This is a genomic window from Vibrio sp. Y58_MX_L22, assembly GCF_024181865.1.
In the GTDB taxonomy this organism is placed as follows: domain Bacteria; phylum Pseudomonadota; class Gammaproteobacteria; order Enterobacterales; family Vibrionaceae; genus Vibrio; species Vibrio alginolyticus.
Genome location: NZ_JAMZAN010000015.1, coordinates 31,504 through 54,451, shown reverse-complemented (window position 1 = coordinate 54,451; position 22,948 = coordinate 31,504). Strand labels below are relative to the sequence as shown.

At 46.2% G+C, this 22,948-nt stretch carries 20 protein-coding genes, 1 tRNA gene, 1 rRNA gene and 1 pseudogene; 14 read left to right on the top strand and 9 right to left on the bottom strand.

What is annotated here, in order from left to right:
- Positions 1–117, top strand: a 5S ribosomal RNA gene (gene rrf / locus NL626_RS21590).
- A 70-nt stretch (positions 118–187) separates the two neighbouring features.
- Positions 188–278, top strand: a tRNA-Ser gene (locus NL626_RS21585).
- Between the two features lie 693 nt (positions 279–971).
- On the opposite strand, the gene NL626_RS21580 is transcribed toward NL626_RS21585, so the two are convergent.
- From NL626_RS21580 to hemC, 4 genes are read right to left on the bottom strand one after another with little or no spacing between them, the layout of a single operon-like run.
- On the bottom strand, positions 972–2,153 hold the full coding sequence (locus NL626_RS21580) for a heme biosynthesis protein HemY (RefSeq protein WP_005383375.1): 1,182 nt from the start codon (positions 2,151–2,153) through the stop codon (positions 972–974).
- The gene (locus NL626_RS21575; RefSeq protein ID WP_005378751.1) at positions 2,153–3,364 is read right to left on the bottom strand and encodes a uroporphyrinogen-III C-methyltransferase; all 1,212 of its coding nucleotides are present in this window, start codon (positions 3,362–3,364) and stop codon (positions 2,153–2,155) included. Before NL626_RS21575 ends, NL626_RS21580 begins: the two co-directional genes overlap by 1 nt.
- Before the next feature lie 17 nt (positions 3,365–3,381).
- The gene (locus NL626_RS21570) at positions 3,382–4,110 is read right to left on the bottom strand and encodes a uroporphyrinogen-III synthase (RefSeq protein WP_005383386.1); all 729 of its coding nucleotides are present in this window, start codon (positions 4,108–4,110) and stop codon (positions 3,382–3,384) included.
- Positions 4,111–4,112: 2 nt separating this feature from the next.
- Positions 4,113–5,051 carry a hydroxymethylbilane synthase gene (gene hemC, locus NL626_RS21565; protein ID WP_033907277.1) on the bottom strand — a complete coding sequence of 313 codons (939 nt, stop codon included), beginning with the start codon at positions 5,049–5,051 and terminating at the stop codon, positions 4,113–4,115.
- 346 nt (positions 5,052–5,397) lie between these two features.
- Between hemC and NL626_RS21560 the strand changes: the two genes are divergently transcribed.
- A complete protein-coding gene (locus NL626_RS21560; protein ID WP_053350817.1) occupies positions 5,398–7,926 on the top strand; it encodes a class I adenylate cyclase in 2,529 nt (842 codons plus the stop codon).
- A 69-nt stretch (positions 7,927–7,995) separates the two neighbouring features.
- Here NL626_RS21560 and cyaY read toward each other — a convergent pair whose 3' ends face one another.
- Positions 7,996–8,310 (bottom strand): iron donor protein CyaY, encoded by a 315-nt coding sequence (cyaY, locus tag NL626_RS21555; RefSeq protein ID WP_005383391.1) that lies wholly within the window; start codon positions 8,308–8,310, stop codon positions 7,996–7,998.
- On the opposite strand from cyaY, the pseudogene NL626_RS21550 reads away from it, so the two are divergent.
- From NL626_RS21550 to NL626_RS21520, 7 genes and pseudogenes are all read left to right on the top strand, one after another.
- Positions 8,290–8,501, top strand: a pseudogene (locus tag NL626_RS21550) (lipoprotein). The gene cyaY and the pseudogene NL626_RS21550 overlap by 21 nt on opposite strands.
- A gap of 61 nt (positions 8,502–8,562) precedes the next feature.
- Positions 8,563–9,816 (top strand): diaminopimelate decarboxylase, encoded by a 1,254-nt coding sequence (gene lysA, locus NL626_RS21545; protein ID WP_005378745.1) that lies wholly within the window; start codon positions 8,563–8,565, stop codon positions 9,814–9,816.
- Positions 9,817–9,826: 10 nt separating this feature from the next.
- Positions 9,827–10,657 carry a diaminopimelate epimerase gene (gene dapF, locus NL626_RS21540; protein WP_005378744.1) on the top strand — a complete coding sequence of 277 codons (831 nt, stop codon included), beginning with the start codon at positions 9,827–9,829 and terminating at the stop codon, positions 10,655–10,657.
- On the top strand, positions 10,651–11,382 hold the full coding sequence (locus NL626_RS21535) for a DUF484 family protein (protein WP_005378743.1): 732 nt from the start codon (positions 10,651–10,653) through the stop codon (positions 11,380–11,382). The genes dapF and NL626_RS21535 overlap by 7 nt, the downstream gene beginning before the upstream one ends.
- Positions 11,348–12,280: a tyrosine recombinase XerC gene (gene xerC, locus NL626_RS21530; RefSeq protein ID WP_005378742.1), complete on the top strand. Its 933-nt coding sequence runs from the start codon at positions 11,348–11,350 to the stop codon at positions 12,278–12,280. The genes NL626_RS21535 and xerC overlap by 35 nt, the downstream gene beginning before the upstream one ends.
- 8 nt (positions 12,281–12,288) lie before the next feature.
- Positions 12,289–13,005, top strand: a complete 717-nt coding sequence (gene yigB / locus NL626_RS21525) for a 5-amino-6-(5-phospho-D-ribitylamino)uracil phosphatase YigB (protein ID WP_053350826.1) — start codon at positions 12,289–12,291, stop codon at positions 13,003–13,005.
- Between the two features lie 138 nt (positions 13,006–13,143).
- On the top strand, positions 13,144–15,630 hold the full coding sequence (locus NL626_RS21520; protein ID WP_053350820.1) for an EAL domain-containing protein: 2,487 nt from the start codon (positions 13,144–13,146) through the stop codon (positions 15,628–15,630).
- A gap of 83 nt (positions 15,631–15,713) precedes the next feature.
- Here the strand turns inward: NL626_RS21520 and NL626_RS21515 are convergent, their stop codons facing one another.
- Together NL626_RS21515 and NL626_RS21510 are read right to left on the bottom strand one after the other, a co-directional pair.
- On the bottom strand, positions 15,714–16,310 hold the full coding sequence (locus NL626_RS21515; RefSeq protein WP_031780839.1) for a tRNA-uridine aminocarboxypropyltransferase: 597 nt from the start codon (positions 16,308–16,310) through the stop codon (positions 15,714–15,716).
- Positions 16,310–17,860, bottom strand: a complete 1,551-nt coding sequence (locus NL626_RS21510) for a COG3650 family protein (RefSeq protein ID WP_005383642.1) — start codon at positions 17,858–17,860, stop codon at positions 16,310–16,312. Before NL626_RS21510 ends, NL626_RS21515 begins: the two co-directional genes overlap by 1 nt.
- A 47-nt stretch (positions 17,861–17,907) precedes the next feature.
- Here NL626_RS21510 and NL626_RS21505 point away from each other — a divergent pair, with 47 nt between their 5' ends.
- Complete coding sequence (locus NL626_RS21505) at positions 17,908–18,378, top strand: EVE domain-containing protein (RefSeq protein WP_005383640.1); 471 nt, start codon at positions 17,908–17,910, stop codon at positions 18,376–18,378.
- Positions 18,379–18,427: 49 nt separating this feature from the next.
- On the opposite strand, the gene NL626_RS21500 is transcribed toward NL626_RS21505, so the two are convergent.
- Both NL626_RS21500 and NL626_RS21495 read right to left on the bottom strand, forming a co-directional pair.
- Positions 18,428–19,252 carry a Cof-type HAD-IIB family hydrolase gene (locus NL626_RS21500; RefSeq protein WP_253657715.1) on the bottom strand — a complete coding sequence of 275 codons (825 nt, stop codon included), beginning with the start codon at positions 19,250–19,252 and terminating at the stop codon, positions 18,428–18,430.
- Positions 19,253–19,496: 244 nt separating this feature from the next.
- Positions 19,497–20,507: an alpha/beta fold hydrolase gene (locus NL626_RS21495; RefSeq protein WP_005378733.1), complete on the bottom strand. Its 1,011-nt coding sequence runs from the start codon at positions 20,505–20,507 to the stop codon at positions 19,497–19,499.
- A gap of 65 nt (positions 20,508–20,572) precedes the next feature.
- On the opposite strand from NL626_RS21495, the gene rhtB reads away from it, so the two are divergent.
- From rhtB to NL626_RS21480, 3 genes are all read left to right on the top strand, one after another.
- Entirely contained in the window at positions 20,573–21,190 is a 618-nt protein-coding gene (rhtB, locus tag NL626_RS21490) for a homoserine/homoserine lactone efflux protein (RefSeq protein WP_158157016.1), read from the top strand.
- A gap of 24 nt (positions 21,191–21,214) precedes the next feature.
- Entirely contained in the window at positions 21,215–22,438 is a 1,224-nt protein-coding gene (locus NL626_RS21485; RefSeq protein ID WP_005378731.1) for an EAL and HDOD domain-containing protein, read from the top strand.
- A 154-nt stretch (positions 22,439–22,592) separates the two neighbouring features.
- A complete protein-coding gene (locus NL626_RS21480) occupies positions 22,593–22,928 on the top strand; it encodes a metalloregulator ArsR/SmtB family transcription factor (RefSeq protein ID WP_005378730.1) in 336 nt (111 codons plus the stop codon).
- Positions 22,929–22,948: the final 20 nt, after the last annotated feature.

Here is a 22,948-nt window from a genome sequence, read left to right as displayed (position 1 = left end):
CTTGGCGACCATAGCGTTTTGGACCCACCTGACTTCCATGCCGAACTCAGAAGTGAAACGAAATAGCGCCGATGGTAGTGTGGGGCTTCCCCATGTGAGAGTAGGACATCGCCAGGCTTTAAACATCGTTATTTGCATAGACAAGTAACAACATCATCAGTGTACTAATCTGTTGATGACAATTTGTGGAGAGATGGCTGAGTGGTTGAAAGCACCGGTCTTGAAAACCGGCATACGTTAATAGCGTATCTAGGGTTCAAATCCCTATCTCTCCGCCACTATTAAGAAGCCTCGCTAGAAATAGCGAGGCTTTTTTCATTTCCGCACATCTTTATTACTCTATCTGTGCTTGCCAAAAATCAATTCCATATGCGATCTACTTTTGGACTAAGTAATATCGGTATCGGTATCGGTATCGGTATTGGTATTGGTTGTGACGTTTTGATTTTTGCTAAGAAGTGCAGTTGCCTCTAAAGCTGTTCATCCTCACACTACATGCTGTCCAGATAAGGTTGTTGGAGATGCTTTGTTAAGGTGTTGAACCATATATTGCCTTATTGTTCTCTTAAAGCACTACCATTGCTTCTCTAGCCCCTTTTACGGGATAGACCGAACAAATAAGCATACTCAAATAGTCACTGTTTCACTGATGTATCTTTTTGTTTTACTCAGTCTAGCGACGCGCGTGCTCTATTGCCTAAATCTAGCTACGTCTTAAAACCATACTTCTACAGGCTAAAGTTACGTATTCCTGCATCTTTTAAAATTGTTTTGGATTCTGCTGGAATGACAGGATCAGAGTGGTCAAAAGAGAAGAGGAAAGTGAAACGATAGTGAGTTGCTAGGAAGTTGAGAACTACTTGGGAGCCAATGAATTGGATAAACATATTGATGACTAAGGACTAAAGGGTTAATAGCAGGCAATAAAAAAGCCGACAGGTAAGCTGTCGGCTTGGTTAGGTCATCTTAAGTTAGTCATTCTGGACGAGCGTGAGAGCTTTACGAGAGACTTCGTGAGCAGCTTTGGTTAGATTTTGCTTCTCTAGTGTGTCTGCTAGGAATGCATAGTCAGAGACGTCAGAGCGAAGCTTTAAGGCGATCTCAAAGTGGTCTTGGGCTTCTTGCCACTTCTCTTGACGGAAATAGAAGTGCGCTAATGCGCTATGGGCAGCGGCGTTATCCGGTTCTTTCTTCACTACTCCCTCTAAGAAGACCACGACAGGGTGGGTATCTGGCAGATTTAGATCTGGCAGTAGTTGATAAAGCTCTGGGGCTGGTTGTTTTTTTAATGCTTCTTTTAGCACGGTAAAGGCTTCTGCATCAGCTTTTCGTGTGATGAGTTCTCGAGCAAAACAGGCAACGAGGTGTGTGTCTTGTTTCACTTTACGTGAGAGGCTATTCCAATGGGAGATTAGCCCTTCGCTACCCTGTTGCTGCGCTACTTCATGGAGTAAGCCGCACTGCGCCTTTTGAATCAGCTCTGCATGTTCTTCGTCCGAGATGAGTTTTGCTTTGGTTAGTTGTGGCAAGAGGTCAATAAGAGGTTGCCACAACTTTAGCTGCATGTACGTTGTTTTCAGCAAGTTCAATACAATAGAGTTACTCGCATACTGACTTTTTAACGATTGCAAGGTATCGAAAGCGGACTCGAACTCGTTGTCGCGGATAAATTGTTTCGCTCGAGTCAGCTCTACTGCGAGATGGGCGTTCTCTTGTTGGCTCGCTAGCTCTAGATAGTGATCTCGTTTTGCTTTATCACCTTGACCTTGTGCGGCTTCAGAGGCAACTAAGTAGCAAAGCAGCGGCATATCGTGATGATTTGCCCAGCGAGTTACTTTTTTCTCAGCACCTTTCCAGTCACCTTCTAGAAGTTTAATAATGCCTTCATTGGTGTATCGGCGGGAATGGCGCATTTTGCGAACACTGAAGTAGTTCCATGTTGTAGAACTAGCATAAACTAACTTCTTAATCAGGTACTCAAGCAGAAAAAGACCTGCGAGTGCTGCGATAACGAAAACCACTAATGTCGTTACGCTCATCTCGATCGTTTTCTCGGCAATGGAGATGAGTACATAGCCTTGCTGACCAGAAAACTGGGTGCCAACAAATAGTCCTGCGCCTAGTACAACAAATAGGAAAATAAGACGAAACATTACTTATCCTCCATGCCTGTCATCGTTGTGACTTCACGACGTAGGCGTTCACGGATGACATCTGATAGTTGAGACTGACTTTGCAGTTTTGTTGGGTATTCCACTTGAATATTTTGCTGACTTAGCAGGTTAACCGTTTTGTTGAACTCTTTAACGGAATTATCGTCTTGGTTGAAGAAAGCTAATGCCCATTTGTCGGCTGTTTTTAGAGATGTGGTGTAAATTTCACCTTGTTCTTGGTACACCGCTTTTATTGCCGTTTCCAATTTGGCTTTGATGTTTTCTTTCAGGTAAAAGTGTTGCTCAGGAGAAAGCAGTGGAATGACGTTACCATCGCGCGTGCGGAAGGTAATGAAGTTTTCTGAAAAGTCCTTCAAAGAGGTCATTAAGTTATCTTGCCAGTTTGCGATATCTTCAGACACTTCAGTGTTTTCTACGGCTTCAGCTTCAGGTAGCAGTGCATTGGCGAGAGGGAGCTTGTCTACTTGCTGTTGCAGGGCAGTTAAGCGTAGTACCAATCCATCACGGTCAATTAGCGGGATAGTGCGAAGTTTGGTGATATCGTTTGCCATTGCTTTACGTAGTTTGACGAGACTAGGGTCATTCAGCGCTGCAATGCGTTGGTCTGCACTTTCCATCAGTTGAGTCGCGCTTTCTACATCGTGCTCTAAGAACAATTTACGGCCGGCTAATTTGACGAGGTAATCGGCTTCCGCCAATAGCCAGTCGTTTGGTCGACGACCTTTCACATCGGCAACGGCGAGCTGTAAGCTTTCAATGCTCTTCTGTTGCTGTCCAAGTACCACTTCCGCTTTGTGTGTCACGGTTGTTGCTTTCTCGATGGTTTCTTCTTGTACCCGGCTGAGCTCTTGCTTCATGGAAGCTTGAGTGCTTTCTAGCTGACTTTTTAGTTGGGCGATCTGCGCTTGGTAATCGGCTTGCTGTTGATGCAGCTTGTACGCGAGGCCACCGCCAAAAATAATCGATAAGATGATAGCGACCGTGCCTAGTTTGACACCGCGTTTACCTTGTTTTTCTTCAAACTCGACTTTGGTTGGCTCTGCTGTTTTTGGGGGCTCGGCCGCTTGTGGTTGCTCTTTTTTAAGGTCCGCATCCTGCTGCGATGTGGTTTTTTCGACTAGCGGTGCCGATGAGGTTTCTTCGGAAAGGTTTTTATCGTTATTTTTTTGGTCGTTATTTTTACTTGTCATGCCTATATCCTGTGTAGCTAGGGCTGGAGAGCCGCCAGTAATTCTTGGTTGGATGCGCTTCCCGTGCATCTCACGCGAGTGAACCCCCTTTGAATTGCGATGTCAGCGATACGCTGACTGGGGATATACAACTCTTGTTGATTAAGCCAAGTCAATTGCTCCGACGTCAATTGGCTGCACAAATAATCCAGTTGTTCACCACTGGTGACAATAATCTGGTTAATTTGTAGGTTTTTCCATAGTGAGATACAGCTTACTGGATCGAATGGGATGAATTCTCTCTTGTAAGTCTCACTATAGTGAACTTTTGCGCCACGCCTCACCAATGCATCTTTGATCAGCTCTCTTCCGCCGTTACCACGAAGGATAAGAACTTGTTGTTGTGCTACATTGTTGAGCTCTGGCAGTCGCAATAAGTGTTCACTATCACTGACTTGGGGATAGTGTACTTTCTGTTGGGTACATTTGCTTAAATAGTGTGCTGTTTTTTGACCAACGGCAAGGTAAATAGCTTGTTTCGGCCATGACATCCCGTTGCTGGCTAAGATTTGCTGTGCACATTGCACTGCATGTCGACTAACAGCGATAACAATTTGAGCTTGATGTAGATGTTTAGAGAGGTGCGTGTCCGTGAGATCGGCGACAATGTCGATCAGAGGATGGTGATATGCGGAAATGCCGTGCCTTTCGAGCAGAGAGCAAAGCGCGTTGCCTTGCTCTCCCGGCCGAGTGACCAACACTGCCATGGTTATTCGTGATCTGCGTACAGCTTAGTTAGGATTTCACGAGCGCCGTTATCTAGCAGTTCATTGGCTAGCTGCACTCCTAATGCTTCGCCATCTTTACGATGGCCACGAATTTCACCACGCACAATTTCGCTGCCATCTGGTTCGCCAACTAATGCGCGTAGCCAAATGTTGTCGCCGTCTAGCAGGGCATAGCTGCCGATAGGTACCTGACAGCCGCCTTCTAGCGTAAGGTTCATTGCGCGCTCACACAAAACGCGGTCAACGGTGTCTTGGTGGTTAAGTGGCTCAAGCAGCTTAAGCAGTCTTTCATCGTCAAGGCGGCACTCAATACCGACAGCACCTTGGCCTACCGCTGGTAGTGATTGCTCTGGTTCGATAAAGCTACGAATGCGCTCTTCAAGCTTCAATCGTTTGAGGCCAGCCGCAGCAAGAATGATTGCATCATACTCACCCGCATCTAACTTACCAAGGCGAGTGCCCACATTACCGCGAAGCTCTTTGATGATGATGTCCGGACGATATTCTTTCAGTTGGCATTGACGGCGCAAACTGCAAGTACCAACCACGGCACCTTGAGGGAGCTCATCAATGTGGCTATAGGTATTAGAGACGAAGGCATCACGAGGATCTTCACGCTCACAAATGGTCACGAGGCCAAGGCCTTCTGGGAAATCGACGGGTACGTCTTTCATTGAGTGAACGGCGAGGTCTGCACGTCCTTCTAGCATCGCGACTTCAAGCTCTTTTACGAACAAGCCTTTGCCGCCAACTTTTGCTAGTGGTGTATCTAAAATCACGTCACCTTTGGTCACCATGGTTACTAACTCGACTTCCAAGCCTGGGTGAGCGGCTTGAAGGGCGTCTTTAACAAAGTAAGCTTGCCATAAAGCAAGAGGGCTTTTTCGAGTTGCAATGCGAATCGGTGTGGATTGTGTCATGATCTTCTCAATGCTGTTTGGATTTGGGTTTATCCTACCATTCTCATCAAGAAATGCTTACTGTTAGTTCGTTATCTCTGAAGGCTATGAATGGAATTACATGACGTTATGAAAATAGTGTGACTGGATTCTCAATTAGACTAAGGACTATTATTAGTAATAGGTAATAAGAGCGACACTACCGCGCGATTAATTTTGTGACTAAAGTATGGTTTTGTATCCAGAGTGATACGCGGGCGTGAAGCTTTACCCGCACCAATAAAAGTGTTAAATTGATCACGTTTTTAAGCCATTTTGGTTTAAAACGTCAGCAGATTTTCGTGATTGTTCAACCAAGGAATTCCCCTTGCAGGCTTACACCCAAAAAATCATCCAGCGACTAGATAATTTGAATCAGCAGCGAGTTGATCGCGCGCTGGCGCTTATGGATTCGCAAAGCCAGCAAGTCTTCCATTTGATTCCTGCCTTGTTGAACTACAACCATCCTGTAATTCCTGGCTATTATGATGCCGATGTCCCGTTTGGTGTACATGGGCTTGAACTAAATAGCATTCAGCAACAATTCATAGATGATATTCAACTTGCCATTGGTCAGCCGCTCAAGACGGTAGAAAAGCCCGCTATATTGGGTTTGTACACCATGGGCAGTACCTCCTCGATTGGTCAAAGTACTTCCAGTGATTTGGATATTTGGGTGTGTATCTCACCAGAGATGGATTGTGACGAACGCGAGTTATTGACCAATAAATGCTTACTCATCACGGATTGGGCACAAAGCAAAGGCGTGGAAGCGAACTTTTTCTTAATGGATAAAGAGCGCTTTAGAAGCAATCATTCTGAGGAGATGACAGGTGATAACTGTGGTTCATCTCAGCACTTACTTTTGCTAGATGAATTCTATCGTAGTGCGGTGCGTATTGCCGGACAGCGTTTGTTATGGCAAATCGTGCCGCCAGAAATGGAAGAGTGTTACGACGAGTACGTTTCTCAACTGTGCAGTGATGGTTACATCGACTGTAGTGAGTGGATCGACTTTGGTAAATTGAACTGCATTCCTGCTGAAGAATACTTCGGCTCGAACTTGTGGCAGTTATACAAAAGCATCGACTCTCCCTACAAATCGGTATTAAAAGCCATCTTGCTAGAAGCTTACTCGTGGGAATACCCGCATACTCAATTGTTAAGTATCGACACTAAGCGTCGCTTCTTTGCCCATGAGCCTGATCTCTATGGCATGGATGCGTACTACTTAATGTTGGAAAAAGTAACCCGTTACTTAGAGCGAATTCAAGACGATACACGTTTGGATTTGGTGCGTCGCTGTTTCTATCTCAAAACCCATGAAAAATTATCTCGTGAGCCGAATGTTGGCTCAGTAGCTTGGCGCCGTGAAGCGCTGAGCGATATGATTGCAAAATGGAATTGGGATGCAAGTGTCGTTGCAGAGCTCGATGACCGCCGTAATTGGAAGGTTGAACAAGTGAAGGTGGTACATCATGCATTACTGGATGCGTTGATGCAAAGCTACCGTAACTTGATTCAATTTGCGCGTCGTAACGACATCACTTCTGCTATCAGTCCGCAAGACATCAGTATTTTGGCCCGTAAACTCTACGCTGCTTTTGAAGTATTGCCGGGCAAAGTAACGTTACTAAACCCACAGATTTCACCTGATCTGCACGAGCCTGACTTGAGCTTTATCGAAGTGAAAAAAGGGGGAGTGAACAAGTCTGGTTGGTACCTCTATAAACAACCGCTTATTGCGCACCGCATTTTGGGGCAACCATATCTAGAGCATCATGAATACTTGAGTAAGTTGGTTGCTTGGGCATTCTTCAATGGCTTGATCACTGAATCGACTCGTTTACATGCCGTGGTACGTGAAGCGCAGCTAGATATTGATAAGTTTTACCAAATGGTGAGTGACTTACGAAATACTTTTGCGTTGCGTAAGCGTCGTCCATCTATGCAGGCGCTAGCGAGTCCTTGTGAAATAAGCCAGCTTGCGATGTTCATCAACTTCGAAAATGATCCGACGTCTGAACTTTCTGGTCGTTCGTTGAAAGTGGATGTTAAGAACACCGATATTTTTAGCTTTGGTCCAGAACATAAAAATTTAGTCGGCAGTGTTGACCTTGTTTACCGTAACTCTTGGCATGAAGTGCGTACGCTGCATTTCAAAGGGGAAACGGCGATGCTGGATGCACTGAAAACCATTTTGGGCAAAATGCACCAAGATGCGTTGCCACCAGAATCAGTGGATGTGTTCTGCTATGCGAAGAACATGCGTGGTGTGATGCGTAATATGGTTTACCAGCTTTTAGCTGAATGTATCGACTTACGCTTGAAACCAGTAGAGCAAGAGAAACGCCGCCGCTTTAAAGCGATGCGTCTTGGTAACCAGACTTATGGGTTGTTCTTTGAACGTCGTGGTGTGTCGGTGCAGAAGCTAGAAAATTCCATCGATTTCTACCGCAGCATTTCTACTAACAAACTCAAAGGCTCGCCGCTGTTAATGCTCGATCGTGAGCAAGAATATCAAATGCCGGAGGCGGTGGATGGGTTTGCCAGTGAAGGTCTGGTGCAGTTCTTCTTTGAAGATAACGAAGATGGCTTCAATATTTATGTGTTGGATGAGTCAAATCAAGTAGAAGTGTATCACCAATTTAGTGGCTCCAAAGATGAAATGATTTCGTCTGTAAACAGCTTCTACACGTCGGTAAAAGACGATAGTCGCGTCGCGTCGAAGTTTATTAACTTTAACCTGCCTCAGTACTATCAAATTATTCACCCTGAAGAGGGGAATGCGTATATCATTCCTTACCGTAATGACGGTTGTTCACCGAGTCGCCCGACCAAAACTGTGAACGCGTAATTAAACCCGTATCAATAAACAAAAAGAGCACTTCGGTGCTCTTTTTGTTTTGGTGACGATTGACCAGAATTATGCCCAATCAATGGCTTCGCCTGCGTGCTTTTCACATTCTTGCTTCACCATTTCAAATAGCTCCATACCCGTTTTTGAGCAGGTCCATTTACCTTCAATAAGTTTGAAGTGGAAACCACCAGATTTGGACGCTAGCCAGATCTCATGCATCGGCTCTTGGCGATTAATGATGATTTGGCTGCGGTCTTCAAATTCCAATGTCATTACGTTGCCAGTGACTTCGTAATCAATGTCTGCGCCTGAATCATCGATGGATTCTTCGATGATTTGCATCTGCGCATCCACCAGTTGATGAAATTCAGTATCGTTCATCCGTCTATCCTATTGCTTTTCCTGAGTGTGGTGCGATTATAGGGGGCATTGATTCAATAATCACGATATGCGAAATGAAAAAATTAGTTACTGTGTTGTTTGTGATGGTTGCCGCGACCTTAGCGGGGTGTGGTCAGTCTGGCTCACTATACATTCCAGATGACACTCAACAGAATGAGCAATCACAATAAATAACCGCACCTTAGGGTGAAATTAGGGTTCAGCAGTCGAATAAAATAAGGGAAGCGAATTTTGGATTACTTCAACTATCAGGATGATGGCCAGCTTTGGGCCGAAGACGTCCCACTTCAAGCTCTTGCAGAGCAATATGGCACTCCTCTTTACGTATATTCTCGAGCCACGCTAGAGCGCCATTGGAAGGCGTTTGATAGTGCTGTGGGTCAGCATCCTCACCTGGTTTGCTACGCGGTGAAAGCCAACTCAAACTTAGGCGTATTGAACACGCTAGCGCGTTTGGGATCGGGTTTTGACATTGTGTCGGGTGGTGAACTTGAGCGTGTGATTGCCGCAGGCGGTGATCCGAAAAAAGTCGTTTTCTCTGGTGTTGGTAAAACACCGGCAGAGATGAAGCGCGCTCTTGAGCTAGGTATCAAATGTTTCAACGTTGAATCTGAGCCAGAGCTAGAACGTTTGAACAAGGTTGCGGGTGAGCTTGGTGTGATTGCGCCAATTTCTCTGCGTATCAATCCAGATGTCGACGCGAAAACACACCCTTACATTTCGACTGGTCTTCGCGACAATAAATTCGGCATTGCGTTTGATCGTGCGCCAGATGTTTATAAATTCGCGCAAAGCCTGCCGAACTTGAATGTGCAAGGCATCGACTGCCACATTGGTTCTCAGCTGACCAATATAGACCCATTTATCGACGCGACAGACCGTTTATTGGCCCTGATTGATGATTTAAAAGCACAAGGCATTAACATTCGTCACCTTGATGTCGGCGGCGGTTTGGGTGTGGTCTATCGTGATGAATTACCACCTCAGCCTTCTGATTACGCCAAAGCGTTACTAGGCCGTCTTGAAAATCACCAAGACTTGGAGCTGATCTTTGAGCCAGGCCGTGCAATTGCTGCGAACGCAGGTATCTTGCTAACGCGTGTTGAGTTTTTAAAACATACTGAGCATAAAAACTTTGCGATTATCGACGCTGCAATGAACGACTTGATGCGTCCTGCGCTATACCAAGCATGGCAAGATATTGTGCCAGTTTCACCGCGAAAGGGTGAAGCTCAGACTTACGACTTGGTTGGTCCTATTTGTGAAACCGGCGACTTCTTGGGTAAAGATCGCGCACTCGTTTTGCAAGAAGGTGATCTACTCGCGGTTCGTTCAGCAGGTGCCTATGGTTTTGTGATGTCTTCGAACTACAATACTCGTACCCGAGCGGCAGAAGTGATGGTGGACGGTAAACAAAGCCACTTAGTTCGCCAGCGTGAGGAGCTGACCAGTTTGTGGCAGCTGGAACAGATTCTACCGGAGTAACACACAACAAATGCATTTCCACTTTTCCAAAATGCACGGTTTGGGCAACGACTTCATGGTCGTCGACTGTATTACCCAGAACGTGTTTTTCTCGCAAGACCTGATCCGCCGCTTGGCGGATCGTCATACTGGCGTTGGTTTTGACCAATTGCTTGTGGTAGAGGCCCCTTACGACCCTGAAACCGACTTCCATTATCGGATTTTTAATGCCGATGGTAGTGAAGTTGAACAGTGTGGTAACGGTGCACGCTGTTTTGCCCGCTTTGTTCGCTTGAAGGGGCTGACCAATAAATACAGCATCAGCGTGAGCACCAAGAAAGGAAAGATGATTCTCAACATCGAAGATGATGGGGAAGTGACGGTCAACATGGGCGTGCCAGAGTTTGAACCGAACAAAATCCCTTTCAAAGCGAAGCAAAAAGAGAAAACTTACATCATGCGAGCAGGCGACAATACCTTGTTTTGTGGTGCTGTGAGCATGGGTAACCCGCACGTAGTGACCGTGGTCGACGATGTGGATACGGCAGAAGTGGAAACTCTCGGTCCGCTGCTTGAGTCGCATGAGCGTTTCCCAGAGCGCGTCAACGCTGGCTTTATGCAGGTGATGAGTCGTGACCATATTCGTCTTCGAGTTTACGAGCGAGGCGCAGGAGAGACACAAGCTTGTGGTAGTGGTGCATGCGCGGCAGTCGCGGTTGGGATTCTGCAGGGCTTGTTGGATGAAAACGTTAAGGTTTCTCTACCTGGTGGTGAATTGCGAATTGCATGGCAAGGTCCTGGCAAGCCGTTGTTTATGACCGGACCTACAACGCATGTATTTGATGGTCAATTGTCTTGCTAGTTGAAGAAAAAGGAAACGGTTTGTCTCAAGTAGAAGCAGATGCCTTAACGGCTGAAGTAGTGGCCGAGTACCTCAAAGATCATCCAGACTTTTTTGTGCAACGTCCGGAGCTTGTGGATCGTTTATCTTTCCCACACTCAGACTTGGGCGCGGTATCTTTGGTGCACATCCAAATGAATCGCCAACGTCAGCGCATTGAAGAGTTAGAGGAAGAGATCACCACACTAATGTCTCTTGCGGCGAACAATGATCGGACCTTTTACGAATTTATGGATTTGCAGGGGCAGATTCTAAAGTGTGGTGACTTTAAACAAGTCATTCATTCTATCGAAGCGAAAGCCAAAGCACTGGGCTTACGTGCGTTTGTTCGATTGTTTAGTCAATGCGACGCATCGATTCAATTGAGTAAGGAAAGTTATCAACGCTTTGCGACCACTCACTTAAATGGCAAAGATGCGTACTTAGGACGTCTTCGCAAAGTAGATCGTGAAGCTTTGTTTGGCAACATGGAAGTGCCGGAAATGGGTTCCTATGTGGTACTGCCGCTCGTGAAACAGCAAACACTGGGCGTGCTTGCTTTTTCTAGTGAAGATGGCGGCCATTTTCAGCCAGATATGGATACCTTGTTTTTGCGTCACCTATCATTAGTAGTGGCACATCTCGCTCAAACACTGGTATGGCAAAGTTACGATGACGACAACTCCCAACACTCCTCTGCCAAATAGTCTGCAAAAGCCTCTTGAGCGCTTCTATGAATTCTTACGAAGCGAAAAGGGGCTTAGCCTACATACTCAGCGCAATTACAAACAGCAGCTAGAAACAATGGCGCAGCACTTAGCTGAAATGGGGCTCAAAGATTGGTCTCAAGTGGATGCTGGTTGGGTGCGCCAATTAGCAGGTAAGGGCATGCGAGAAGGCATGAAAGCCAGCAGTTTGGCAACGCGCCTCTCATCGCTGCGTAGCTTTTTCGATTTCCTTATTCTGCGTGGCGAGATGTCGGCTAACCCAGCCAAAGGGGTTTCAGCACCTCGCAAAAAACGCCCGTTGCCCAAAAACCTCGATGTTGACGAAGTGAGCCAATTACTTGAAGTCAACGAGGACGACCCGCTGGCTGTGCGCGATCGCGCCATGATGGAGCTGATGTATGGCGCCGGCTTACGTTTGGCTGAACTGGTGGGTGTGGATGTACGTGACGTACAACTGCGTAGTGGTGAGCTTCGTGTTATTGGTAAAGGCGATAAAGAACGTAAAGTGCCGTTCTCTGGGATGGCAACCGAGTGGGTCGGGAAGTGGTTACGCGTTCGTGGTGATTTAGCCGCTCCAGGTGAGCCCGCCTTGTTTGTATCTAAGCTTGGAACGCGTATTTCGCATCGTAGCGTGCAAAAGCGCATGGCTGAATGGGGGCAGAAACAGTCTGTCGCAAGCCATATTAGTCCGCATAAATTGCGTCACTCATTTGCGACACATATGCTCGAATCAAGCAATAACTTACGTGCGGTGCAGGAGCTTTTAGGGCACGAGAACATTTCGACGACCCAAATCTACACGCACTTGGATTTCCAACATTTGGCGCAAGCCTACGACCAAGCCCACCCACGCGCACGCAAAAAGAACGGGGAGTGAGCCGAAGTATGAAATTTTATCGCCGTATCGAGCCTATTAAGGCAATGACCTTTGACCTAGATGATACCCTCTATGACAACTATCCTGTGATCGTTCGCATGGAGCGTGAGTTGCTATCTTGGCTCAAGCACCATCATCCAGCGGTTGCTCATATGAACAAAGCGGATTGGTTTGCTCTCAAACAGCGAGTTGTGCAGCAACAACCCGAGCTGAAGAGCGATGTCACTTTATGGCGTTTAGTGCAACTTCAGCAAGCCTTCTCCCAAGTAGGCTACGACGAAGACGCAGCACATGCCGCCGCGAAAGCCGCAGTAGACGTTGCGTTGGACTGGCGTAACCGTTTTGAAGTGCCGCAGCAAAGCCTCGATGTACTGGAGGAACTCGCGCAGCACATCCCGTTGGTAGCAATCACCAACGGTAATGTGGATTTAGACCGCATCGGTCTTACGCCTTATTTCCAACAGGTACTTAAAGCAGGACCAGATGGATTGGCGAAACCCGCAACCGATATGTTTACTAAAGCGAAGCGATTCTTGGATATTCCTGCGGAGAATATTCTGCATGTCGGTGATCATCTAACCACGGATGTGCATGGTGCAAAGTTGGCTGGTTTTGCAGCCTGTTGGTTTAATGATATGAATAAAAATGTCATTAACCATTCAAAAACACGTACTTTACCTGATATTGAAATCAATAGTTTGCAGCCGTTACTCACACTTTTTTAATTGCTTTCGCATTAATCCATTCTAATCTCATTTTGTGTCTAGAAAAGCAGCGCAAAGCCACGTAAATTATTCTCTATTAAATAAAAATAGTAACGCCACACGTCGTGGTGAAGATAGTGTTACGGCAGTGGTAGGTCCATGCGAGCTTTTTCAAAACTGGTTCACGATGTCAGTCAACTGAATGACTTTTTAGTCACTTTTCCGACTTCCTCAGATAAACAATATTTAGTACAAATATTGTCGACGCAATCGCGCGAAATTACGACCACACTTGCAGACGCCGTTTTGTCGTCGCTGCCGAATGCTCATGTTATGGGGCATAGTACGCGTAATGTGATTCTGGAAGGGGAGATATTTACCTCTGGTTGCCTAGTGAGTGTGATTGAATTTGAGCAAACCACCCTGACTTCTGCGGTACAAACATACTCTTACTCCCCTGACATTGATGGCGGGGAGCTCAAGCGCTCTCTTCTAATGCAGCATAATTCACAGGTGATCCTCAGCTTTGCTGTGCAAATTGAACGACGTGACTATCCCTTGTTTCAAACCTTCGCCAGTGAAGAAGTCGTGATTTCTGGAGGGTTGGCGCAGAGTATTGACGATGGCTGCTGGGTGCTATATCAAAACCGAGTTTACGATAACGCTGTGGTTGCCGTAGCTTTGCACAGTGATACTTTGAAGCTATGGACTGATGCGTATTCGGAATGGAACCCGATTGGCATGCCACACAAAGTCACTCATGCAAAAGGAACGCGCTTGTATTGTTTAGGTGAGAAGAAAGCGCTGGAAGTATACAAGCGTTACTTGGCGGATGGCCATGACGTGACGCTGAGTCAACTGCTCAGCTTTCCTTTGTATCGAGAAAGCTTAGGGCGAAAGGAAGTTTGTACGGTAACGGAGCTACACGCTGATGGCAGTATGAGCTTCGACAGGCCCTGGTGTCTTGGTGACGAAGTGCAATTTTGCTATAACCATCCCTCGTTAACGCTCGAGCAAGTGCGGCATGGTGTGGTTGAGTTAGCCATGCACCAACCTGAAGTCGTGATGATTTTTAACTGCGCGTCACGGTTAGACTTTATTGACAGCAGCGACGAAGTCCAAGCCTTCAAAGATATTGCGACGACGTTTGGTAGTTACTGTATGGGGGAACTGCATGGTGGTATTGGTCAGCCCGAAATTCTTCATCACAGCCTGACGTATTTAGCGATGCGAGAGGGAGACGAAGTGCAAACATTGAACTTGCCTAAGTCGCCCGTTAGCTCCTCTATTTCACCGCTGTTTAGCTTGATTCGAAATGCGATCGGCGATCTCAACCATATGAACGCGCATATGGGATATCAACTCGATCGCCAAACGCGCAAGTTACAAGAAAGCTATCGACGCGACAGTCGCACGGGATTACAAAACCGGGTCGCATTGCAAGAGCGGCTGAGTAACATCGATTTGGATGAGCATTTGTTGACTCTAAAGCTACTTAACTTTAGTCATATCAACGAAAAATACGGCTACCGAGTGGGAGATCAATTACTCAAAGATCTCTCAATGCATTTTACGAATCGATTACGAAAGCGTTTCGGCATGCCAACGGCTTTGCAGCTTTATAGTATTGGGGTTGGTGAGTGGGCGTTCATATTTAAAGCTGATCAAAGCAGCGAGACCATCAAACAGCACTTTACGCGTTTTGCTGACGCGGTAGAACAAACTAATTTTGAGCCAATTGGCCTACGTGAAATAGATTATCTTTCTATCTCGCTATGCGGCGGCTTAGTGAGTCGTCGAGACTTTCCATCCGCTTCAGTGGATGAGCTCTTACTCAAAGGCATCGAAGCGAGGCGCTCTGGTGTACGCAGTAATACCCATATCTGTAATGCGAAAGATATTGAAGTCAGTGAGGATGTGCGTAAAGAGCAACTTGGATGGCTAAGTTGCGTCAGTAGAGCCATTCTCAAACAGAATATCATCACTTATAGCCAACCTATTGTGCATGCGGGTAGCCACAAATTGGCAAGCCAAGAATGTTTGGTTCGTATTCTGGAAGCCGATGGAACGGTGATTGCGCCAGGGCGTTTTCTGCCAATTATCTCTGATACGCATCTTTACACTCGACTAAGTCGGCACATGATTCATTCTACGTTGCATTATATGCGAGATAAGCAAGGTGACTTTTCTATAAACTTATCGCCGCAAGATTTGCTCAGTGATAAAACTTTAATGCTTTTAGAGCATGAAATTAGCCAGCTAAATGACCCAAGGCGAATTGGTTTAGAAGTGCTGGAATCTGAGCAGATCAAAGACTACGGCCGAATGATAGAAGTGTGCAGTCATTTTAGAAGCTTAGGGGCGCGTATCATTGTTGATGACTTTGGGTCCGGCTATTCGAATATCGATGAAATCCTAAAGTTGGAGCCAGAAGTCATAAAGCTCGATGGCAGCTTGATTCGTGATATTGATAAAGACTTAAAACAGCGCAAGATCGCTTCCCAGTTGGTGCGTTTGTGCCAGGTGTTTAACGCGGAGACGGTGGCGGAGTTTGTCCACAATCAGGAGGTGTGTACCATTGCACAAGACATGGGGGTGGATTATTTGCAGGGTTACTATCTTGGCGAGCCGACTCGACTGTTTTAATGATGTTTCACGTGAAACTTCTTGTCGTAAAAAACGCAGCGTAGGCTGCGTTTTTTGTTTGGTTCTTCTACTGAGCTTAATAGTTAACGCTTAAGAGCGTGTCCACTCTTTTCAGCTTGGAACAGAGCGAGGTAATGGGCAAAAAAGCGCTGCATTTGTTGTTGGTTGTTTTGTTCTCCAAGTTGCCCGAGCAAATGTGCAGCGACTTCAAACGTACACAAATTACCTTGTTGTTGGTTGCGTCGCAGCTGATATTGTGAGTCCGCCGACGCAGACAATCCCATAGTAGGGATACCTTCTAACCAACGGCTCTTATTGATCATCTTGCGCGCCTCTTGCCAGGTGGCATCTAAAATAATAAACAGCGGAGTTTTGGTTTGTTGCTGGCTTTGGAGTACCACATGTTCGAGTGTGATACTTTCTTCACAGGGGAAGAGCAACACCGGATACCGCGATGGATCAGCTAATAGAGTGAGCAATTCTGCTGGTGGCTGTTTGCGATCCCAGATTACTCGCTCAATGCTGAGTTGGCACTGCTCTAGTAGCTGGCCGGTATTAGTATCACGCTTCAGTTCATTCGGATGCATTAACAGCAGGATGTTGTGCTCACTGTTAAGTTTCGGCATTAGCGAGCACATACAATTGAATTGAAAACCGCAGGTTGGACACGGTTGTGACATTACAGACGAACTCCTTCTCGCACCGGGCTTATCCCATCAGAGAACAGACGCACGCCACTGACTTGGTTCGGCGTTGCCGTTGGCGCCATGCTTGGGTTGAGTGGGTAGCTAACCCCAGTGTATTGCATCACGTGTTGAGCCGCTTTAGCTCCGCCACCGCTGACATTAAAAATCAGATCTCGCCAACCATGAGAGGTTTGTTGGCCGAGCATAATCGGGCTTTGCACTAGTGTAATGCGGCTATTAAATCGCCATTCCTTTTCGTGATGTTCAAATATCAGCAATGTACAGCCTCCGGAACCACACCAATCCAACTGTACCAATAGCTCTTCGTTACCATCGCTGTTGAGGTCGTAAGTTAGCCAACGGTATTGGTTATTGTTGGGGGTGGTTTGATGGATAAAGAAGTAGTTGCGCACCGCGGCATCTACTTTTGAATCAAACTCTGCACTAGAAGGGACGTCAGCACTACCGATGGGGTTGTTGGTGCGTTTTTCGGTTGGTTGCATGATGCCTTCATCACGAACGGTGGCAGGATAAAGGACTAAACCACCATCGGCGATTGGGTATACTAAGTTACCGACTTTTTCTTTGGTCGCTTTGAGCTGATTGCCTTCTCGAGTAAACAGTCGCTCTGACATTAGCCTTTGCTGTTGATGATGCGTCATGACTACTTGAACCTGAGACGGACTTAACTGTTGCCAGTAACCACGCTCGATTAATGGTGCTTGTCCATTGGCGTAACGATATTTTGTTGTGGCGCTGTGGTCTGGGTTTAAGGTCATTTGTACTTCAAAGCCTTGTGATTGGGTTGAGGTCGCGACATAGGTATTAGCCCAGCCAAGCGTTGCATCGACGTTTGCAGCCATACCACAACCTTGATACGTCTCGCCATCATGTTTTAGTGTTGCTTTCCAGCCATACAAAGAATCGCTCATTGTGTCTGAGCAGAGGTTTTCTGTTAAGCGAAGCTCACCACCTTGCAGTTGATAAGTGCGCTGGCGAGGTTGAAGCTGACTGCTGTTAATCGCTAATTTTGTGGTTTGTTTGCCGATTTGCTGGAATGTTAGTCCATTAGCCTCAAAGCTTGCCGACCAAGAAGGCTCATTACCAAACACGCGAGTTGGTTTGTTTGGTTGCTGACAACGGTTTGGGTTTTCCGTTGTGAGGAAGTTCACTTGTTCCACGACAAAGTTAGCATCGAAATCAGCAGAAAACCCATCGATGCCCGGTGGGTTGAGGTGGCCGATAACCTCGCCATACATAGTCTGGTAAGGCTCGTTATTTAACTGAATTGCTCGTTGCATTTGCTGTGGTGATAGTTGCAACCAATATTGCTTGTCGCTGCCACAAGGCATGATGTATTGGCTCTCGTGACCGACGATCACTTTTCCGCGTAGCATAAAAGTTTGAGGTTGAATGGTTTCAGGCTTATCTAAGGTTGCTGGTGGAGAGGTTGGGTCAGCAGCACCAGATTGTGGCGGCTGTGAACTACATGCTTGCAGAACCAGCAGGGTGGCAAGCGCCACTGGGTTTTTCAAAGCCTTCATGTTATATCTTCCTCATTATTGTTACTCAATCGGCATCGGATGGCATTATGGCATATTGGTTATTTAAAACTGAACCAGATACCTTTTCTATTGACACGCTTCGAACCCAAAAGGTTTCATGTTGGGAGGGAGTTCGTAATTATCAGGCGCGCAATATGATGCGTGACCAAGTGAAGCTGGGCGATTTAGTCCTGATTTACCACTCTTCTTGTAAACATGTTGGCGTGGCAGGTATTGCTAAAGTTGTGAGAGAAGCCTATCCCGATCATTTCCAATTCGATCCCGAAAGCGATTATTACGATCCAAAGTCAGACCCAGACAACCCGCGTTGGATTATGGCGGATGTCGAGTTTGTACGTAAAACGGCGCGAGTGATTCCGTTGTCGGTGATGAAAGCGATGCCAGAACTTGAGAACATGCCGTTGGTGAAACGTGGAAATCGCTTGTCGATTATGCCCGTGACAGAAGAAGAATGGGACGCGATTCTTGGCAAAGAGAAGCTGCCAAGTCAGCGATAAAAGAAAGGGCTGCGAATGTGCAGCCCTTCATTATTTGGAGTATTGAAGCTTACAGCAAGTGTTCTTGTAGGTAGTGTGCAACCGCATCTTCCGCATTGCTGCCAATCACTTCATTATTTGGTAGAGCTTTCATCACTTTTTCGTGTGATGTACCCATAACTAGCCCTTTACCTGCCATCGACAGCATTTCTACGTCATTCATGCCATCACCAAATGCTACGCAGTTTTCTGACGTGAGGTCGAGTTTTTTCGCTACCGCTTCAAGAGCATGGCCTTTAGACACGCCAGCGCTCATTACTTCCAAACACCAAGGCGTTGAAAATGCGATGTTCAGCTTATCACCAAACTGCTCACGTAGTTTGTTTTCAAATACGACCAAACGTTCGTGGTCTTCTCCTGGATGAGTAAAGAAAACTTTCGCAATACCGTCAGTTGGAGCTTGGTCTTCATCAAATAAGACGTAAGTGAATTCATCGTGGAAGTCACGTAACGTTTCATCATCCTTGTTCATCAACCAGCTATCATTTTGATACATGTGAATAAGTATTTCTTGATCATGTTTGATCGTGTCGATCACGCCTTGTACCAGTTCCGCAGGGACATTCTCGCTGTACATTAGCTGATCTTCCTGGTCATGCACTCGGGCACCATTCGACGTGATCATATAAGCTGGAATGCCAACTTGGCGACGGATGCTCGCAACGTCTACGTGGTGACGGCCGGTTGCAAAGACAAAGGTATAACCCTTTTCATGCAGCGCTTTTAGCGTCTCTTTTGAGTAAGCACTGAGCTGATGGTTAGGTGCGAGTAACGTGCCATCCAGATCAGAGGCAACGATTTTGGTGATCTCTTTGCAAGGTAGCGATGTGCTCATGAAGTCCTCGTAAACGGTTTGGATAGTGTGGAACAGGTGAATTGCAAACGGAGTACAGCAGACTGACTAGATCGTACTGCTCCGAATGCGGGGGAACTTGGGCTCATAGCACTATGCGGTTAAACACAGTGTCAAAGTAGCCAAGTTCAAGCAGTGTACGCCAAAATGAGGATGAAAAAGAGGGTAAATCGATGTGTAGACATTTCCTCTTTAATCTTAGTCGTGAAATGGTCGCCTAGAGTTCTTATTGTGCTTGTTCGTTTGATGGTGATTTAGGGTCATTCATAAAGCGGAAAATCGCATCGAGCGCTTGATTACGATACTTGTCGGTCTCGAACAAGATTTCATGCTGTGCGCCTTCGATAGAAAGCAGCTCCGCGTGCGGGTTGGTTTTCCGCAATTTATCAATAAAACGCTTTTGCGCGAGGTTGCTAACAATCCGATCGTTTCCGGCTTGGATTAGGATTACTGGTATTTTGACTTGGCGAGTTAATAAAAAGCACTGCTTGGCGGCCATGAGCCCTTGCCAAACCCAGCGAGTGCTTGGCCCACCGACTTGCAGTTCCGGTTTTTCCGTATATAGGTTTCGGAACCATTGGTAGCGGCCGTAACTTTGGCTAAGTGGGTTATCTTCAAAGGGCTTAGGGAAGTAGGCCTGATGTCCTGGTGCGTAGCGTGGCAAAGTCGATACCGCTGACATAATTTGTGTGACCGGAATCGCTATTGGTGAAAGGTACCATGGCAGGTTAATGCCAAACATGGGCGCACTTAGAATCAAACCAGTAAAAGGGTGTTCTGGGTGAGTTTGCAGGTAACGTGTGGCGATCGCGCCGCCCATAGAGTGCGCGATGATGAAGCATTGTTGATATTCGCTAAGGTCGTGTTTTTTTACGACGATGTCCATATCATCAATATAATCAGTAAAGTCATAGACGTGACCCATATCTGAGTCAGATAATAAACGATCTGATAAACCTTGTCCGCGGTGGTCAAAGGAATAGACATCGAAACCTTGGCGGTAGAGATCGTAAAACAGCTCTTGGTATTTCCAGGAAGACTCAATGCGTCCATTTACGATGAGCACTGCTTTTTTATGCTCTGGGTTGGTTAGCTTGCACCAGTAAATGTTCTTTTTCTCAGTCCCTTTAACAAAGCCCTCTTGGCGAGTTTGCCAAAGTGCTGCGATCGGACCACCAATTGCTTGCTCAAATAATGTCTCTTGAGTATAAGTCAAAGGTGAATGGTTAGTCGCCATTAGTTGATTACCTGAAGATACGTTGTTTACGCGATGTATCATCGAAGAATTAGTGAGGAAATGCAATGGATACCCATGTCTGGTTAGCTTATGTAGTAACAGCAATCGTTTTTAGTTTGGCTCCGGGCTCTGGCACGGTGAACTCAATCAGTAATGGTTTGAGTTACGGTACCCGTAAATCACTGGGTGCCATTATTGGCTTACAAATTGGTTTAGTTATCCACATCACGCTGGTGGGGGCGGGTATTGGTGCGCTTGTCGCGCAGTCAGCAACCGCATTTTCTGTCATTAAATGGGTTGGTGCCGCTTATCTGGTTTGGCTGGGGGTTCAGAAATGGCGCGACACATCAAGCTTAGTCGCAGCTGAAAACCACAACGAGATGTCAGGCACGGCGCTGTTGTACAAGGCAGTGTTGATTAACCTCACCAACCCTAAATCGATTGTTTTTCTGGTGGCGTTGTTCCCGCAGTTTATTGACCCGGCAAAAGACCAAATCACGCAACTGTTGGTGCTTGGCGTCACTACGGTCGTGATTGATGCGTGTGTAATGTTGGGTTACACGAGCTTGGCAGCACAAATGGGACGCTTTATTCGCTCCGATAAAATCATGGGAAAAATAAACAAAGTATTCGGTTCAATGTTCATGGGTTGTGGTGCATTATTAGCAGCTGCAAAGTCATAAGCCATTTATAGGTCCTTCTTTAGCATGAATACAACGTATGTCGCTCGCCAGCCGATCTTTAACCGAAAAAGACAGACGCTGGGTTATGAATTGTTGTTTCGAGACGGGGAGAGTAACGCATACCCTTCACATATTGATTCAAATCGAGCGACATACCGACTGATCGTCGAAAACTTCCTATCACTGGGTACTAACCCAGTGATTGCCTCTTCAAGATGCTTTATTAACTTTCCTCATCAAAGCTTGGTGCGACGTTTGCCGCGCAGTTTGCCGAAAAACAAAATTGTCATCGAAGTGTTGGAAACGTGCCAACCTACGGATGAGCTTCTTGATGCGATTCGTGAGTTTTATCGAGAAGGTTACTTGATCGCTTTGGATGACTTCACCCTAACACCAGAATGGCGTCGTTTTTTGCCATATGTGCATATTGTGAAGCTCGACATTATGGCGATGGGGCTCGAAAAGGCCTGTGAACTGGTCAAAACACACCTTGCCAAACGCGTCAAATACCACTTTTTAGCAGAACGTGTTGAAACCGCAGAAGAGTTTGAGCAAGCGAAAGCGGCTGGCTTTAAATTTTTCCAAGGTTATTTTTTTAGCAAGCCACTCGTCTCGCAGACTAAATACGTCAGTCCTGAGCAAGTGTTGGCATTGCAACTGTTTCGTGAAGTTTGTGCTCCTGAGCCTGACTTTACTCGTATCGAGTCCATCATTACGCAAGATGTCGCGTTGTCATATAAATTATTGCGTTTTGTAAATACGCAAGCGCCGAATTTGGCTGTCGAAATCAGCTCTTTTCGTCAGGCATTGATTTATCTTGGCCAGGATAACCTTAAGCAGTTTGTCTCTTTGGTTGTGGCATCGTATATCTCCAGTAACAAGCCTCGAGAGCTGTATCACCTTTCATTGCAACGAGCTCAATTTTGCCAATTGATGTCGCGCTATCAGCCATTCTCTCACCTCAACGAGCAAGGTTTCATGGTTGGTTTGCTGTCGATTCTAGATGCGCTGCTGGATCTTTCGGTGGAATCTTTAGTTAGGCAGTTACCGCTTAGTCATTCAGTACAACAAGCGCTATTACATCGCAAAGGGGTTTATGGTGCACTTATTTCCCTCGAAGAGTGCTACGAGCGTGCCGATTGGTCAGGGGTTGAAAAAATCACGATGCAATTGGGGTTGCCTTTAGAGGAAGTGAAGCTCTCCTTAGGTGAAGCGGCTCGCTGGAGTCAAAGCATCGCGACTGCATAATTTCTTGTCTTATCTTTTATCTCTTTGAATCTCTCTCTTTACAATCAAGCTGTTCGTTAGATGTGAAACTTTTATGACGATGGACGGTTTCCTCTTGACGATATATCTTAATTAAATAAACATATACGCATATCCATATATAGGTATGTTCATTATGCTTCCACATCAGTTTTTTAAGCTGTTATCCGATGAAACACGCGTACGTTGTTTAATGCTCGTGGCCCGTGAAGGTGAAACTTGCGTTGGCGATTTGGCGTTTGCTCTACAAGAGAGCCAGCCGAAAGTTTCTCGTCATCTTGCTCAGTTACGATCCAGTGGCATCTTGGTGGATAAACGCCAAGGGCAATGGGTGTATTACGAGTTATCACAGCAATTACCAGGTTGGATGCGAAAGTTAATTGAAGACTTAGTGGCATCAAACTGTTTGAAGCAGGAATACCAAGACGACATCACACGCTTACACGATAAAAGTCGTGAGGCTTGCTGTTAACAGCGAATAGAGATTCAAGG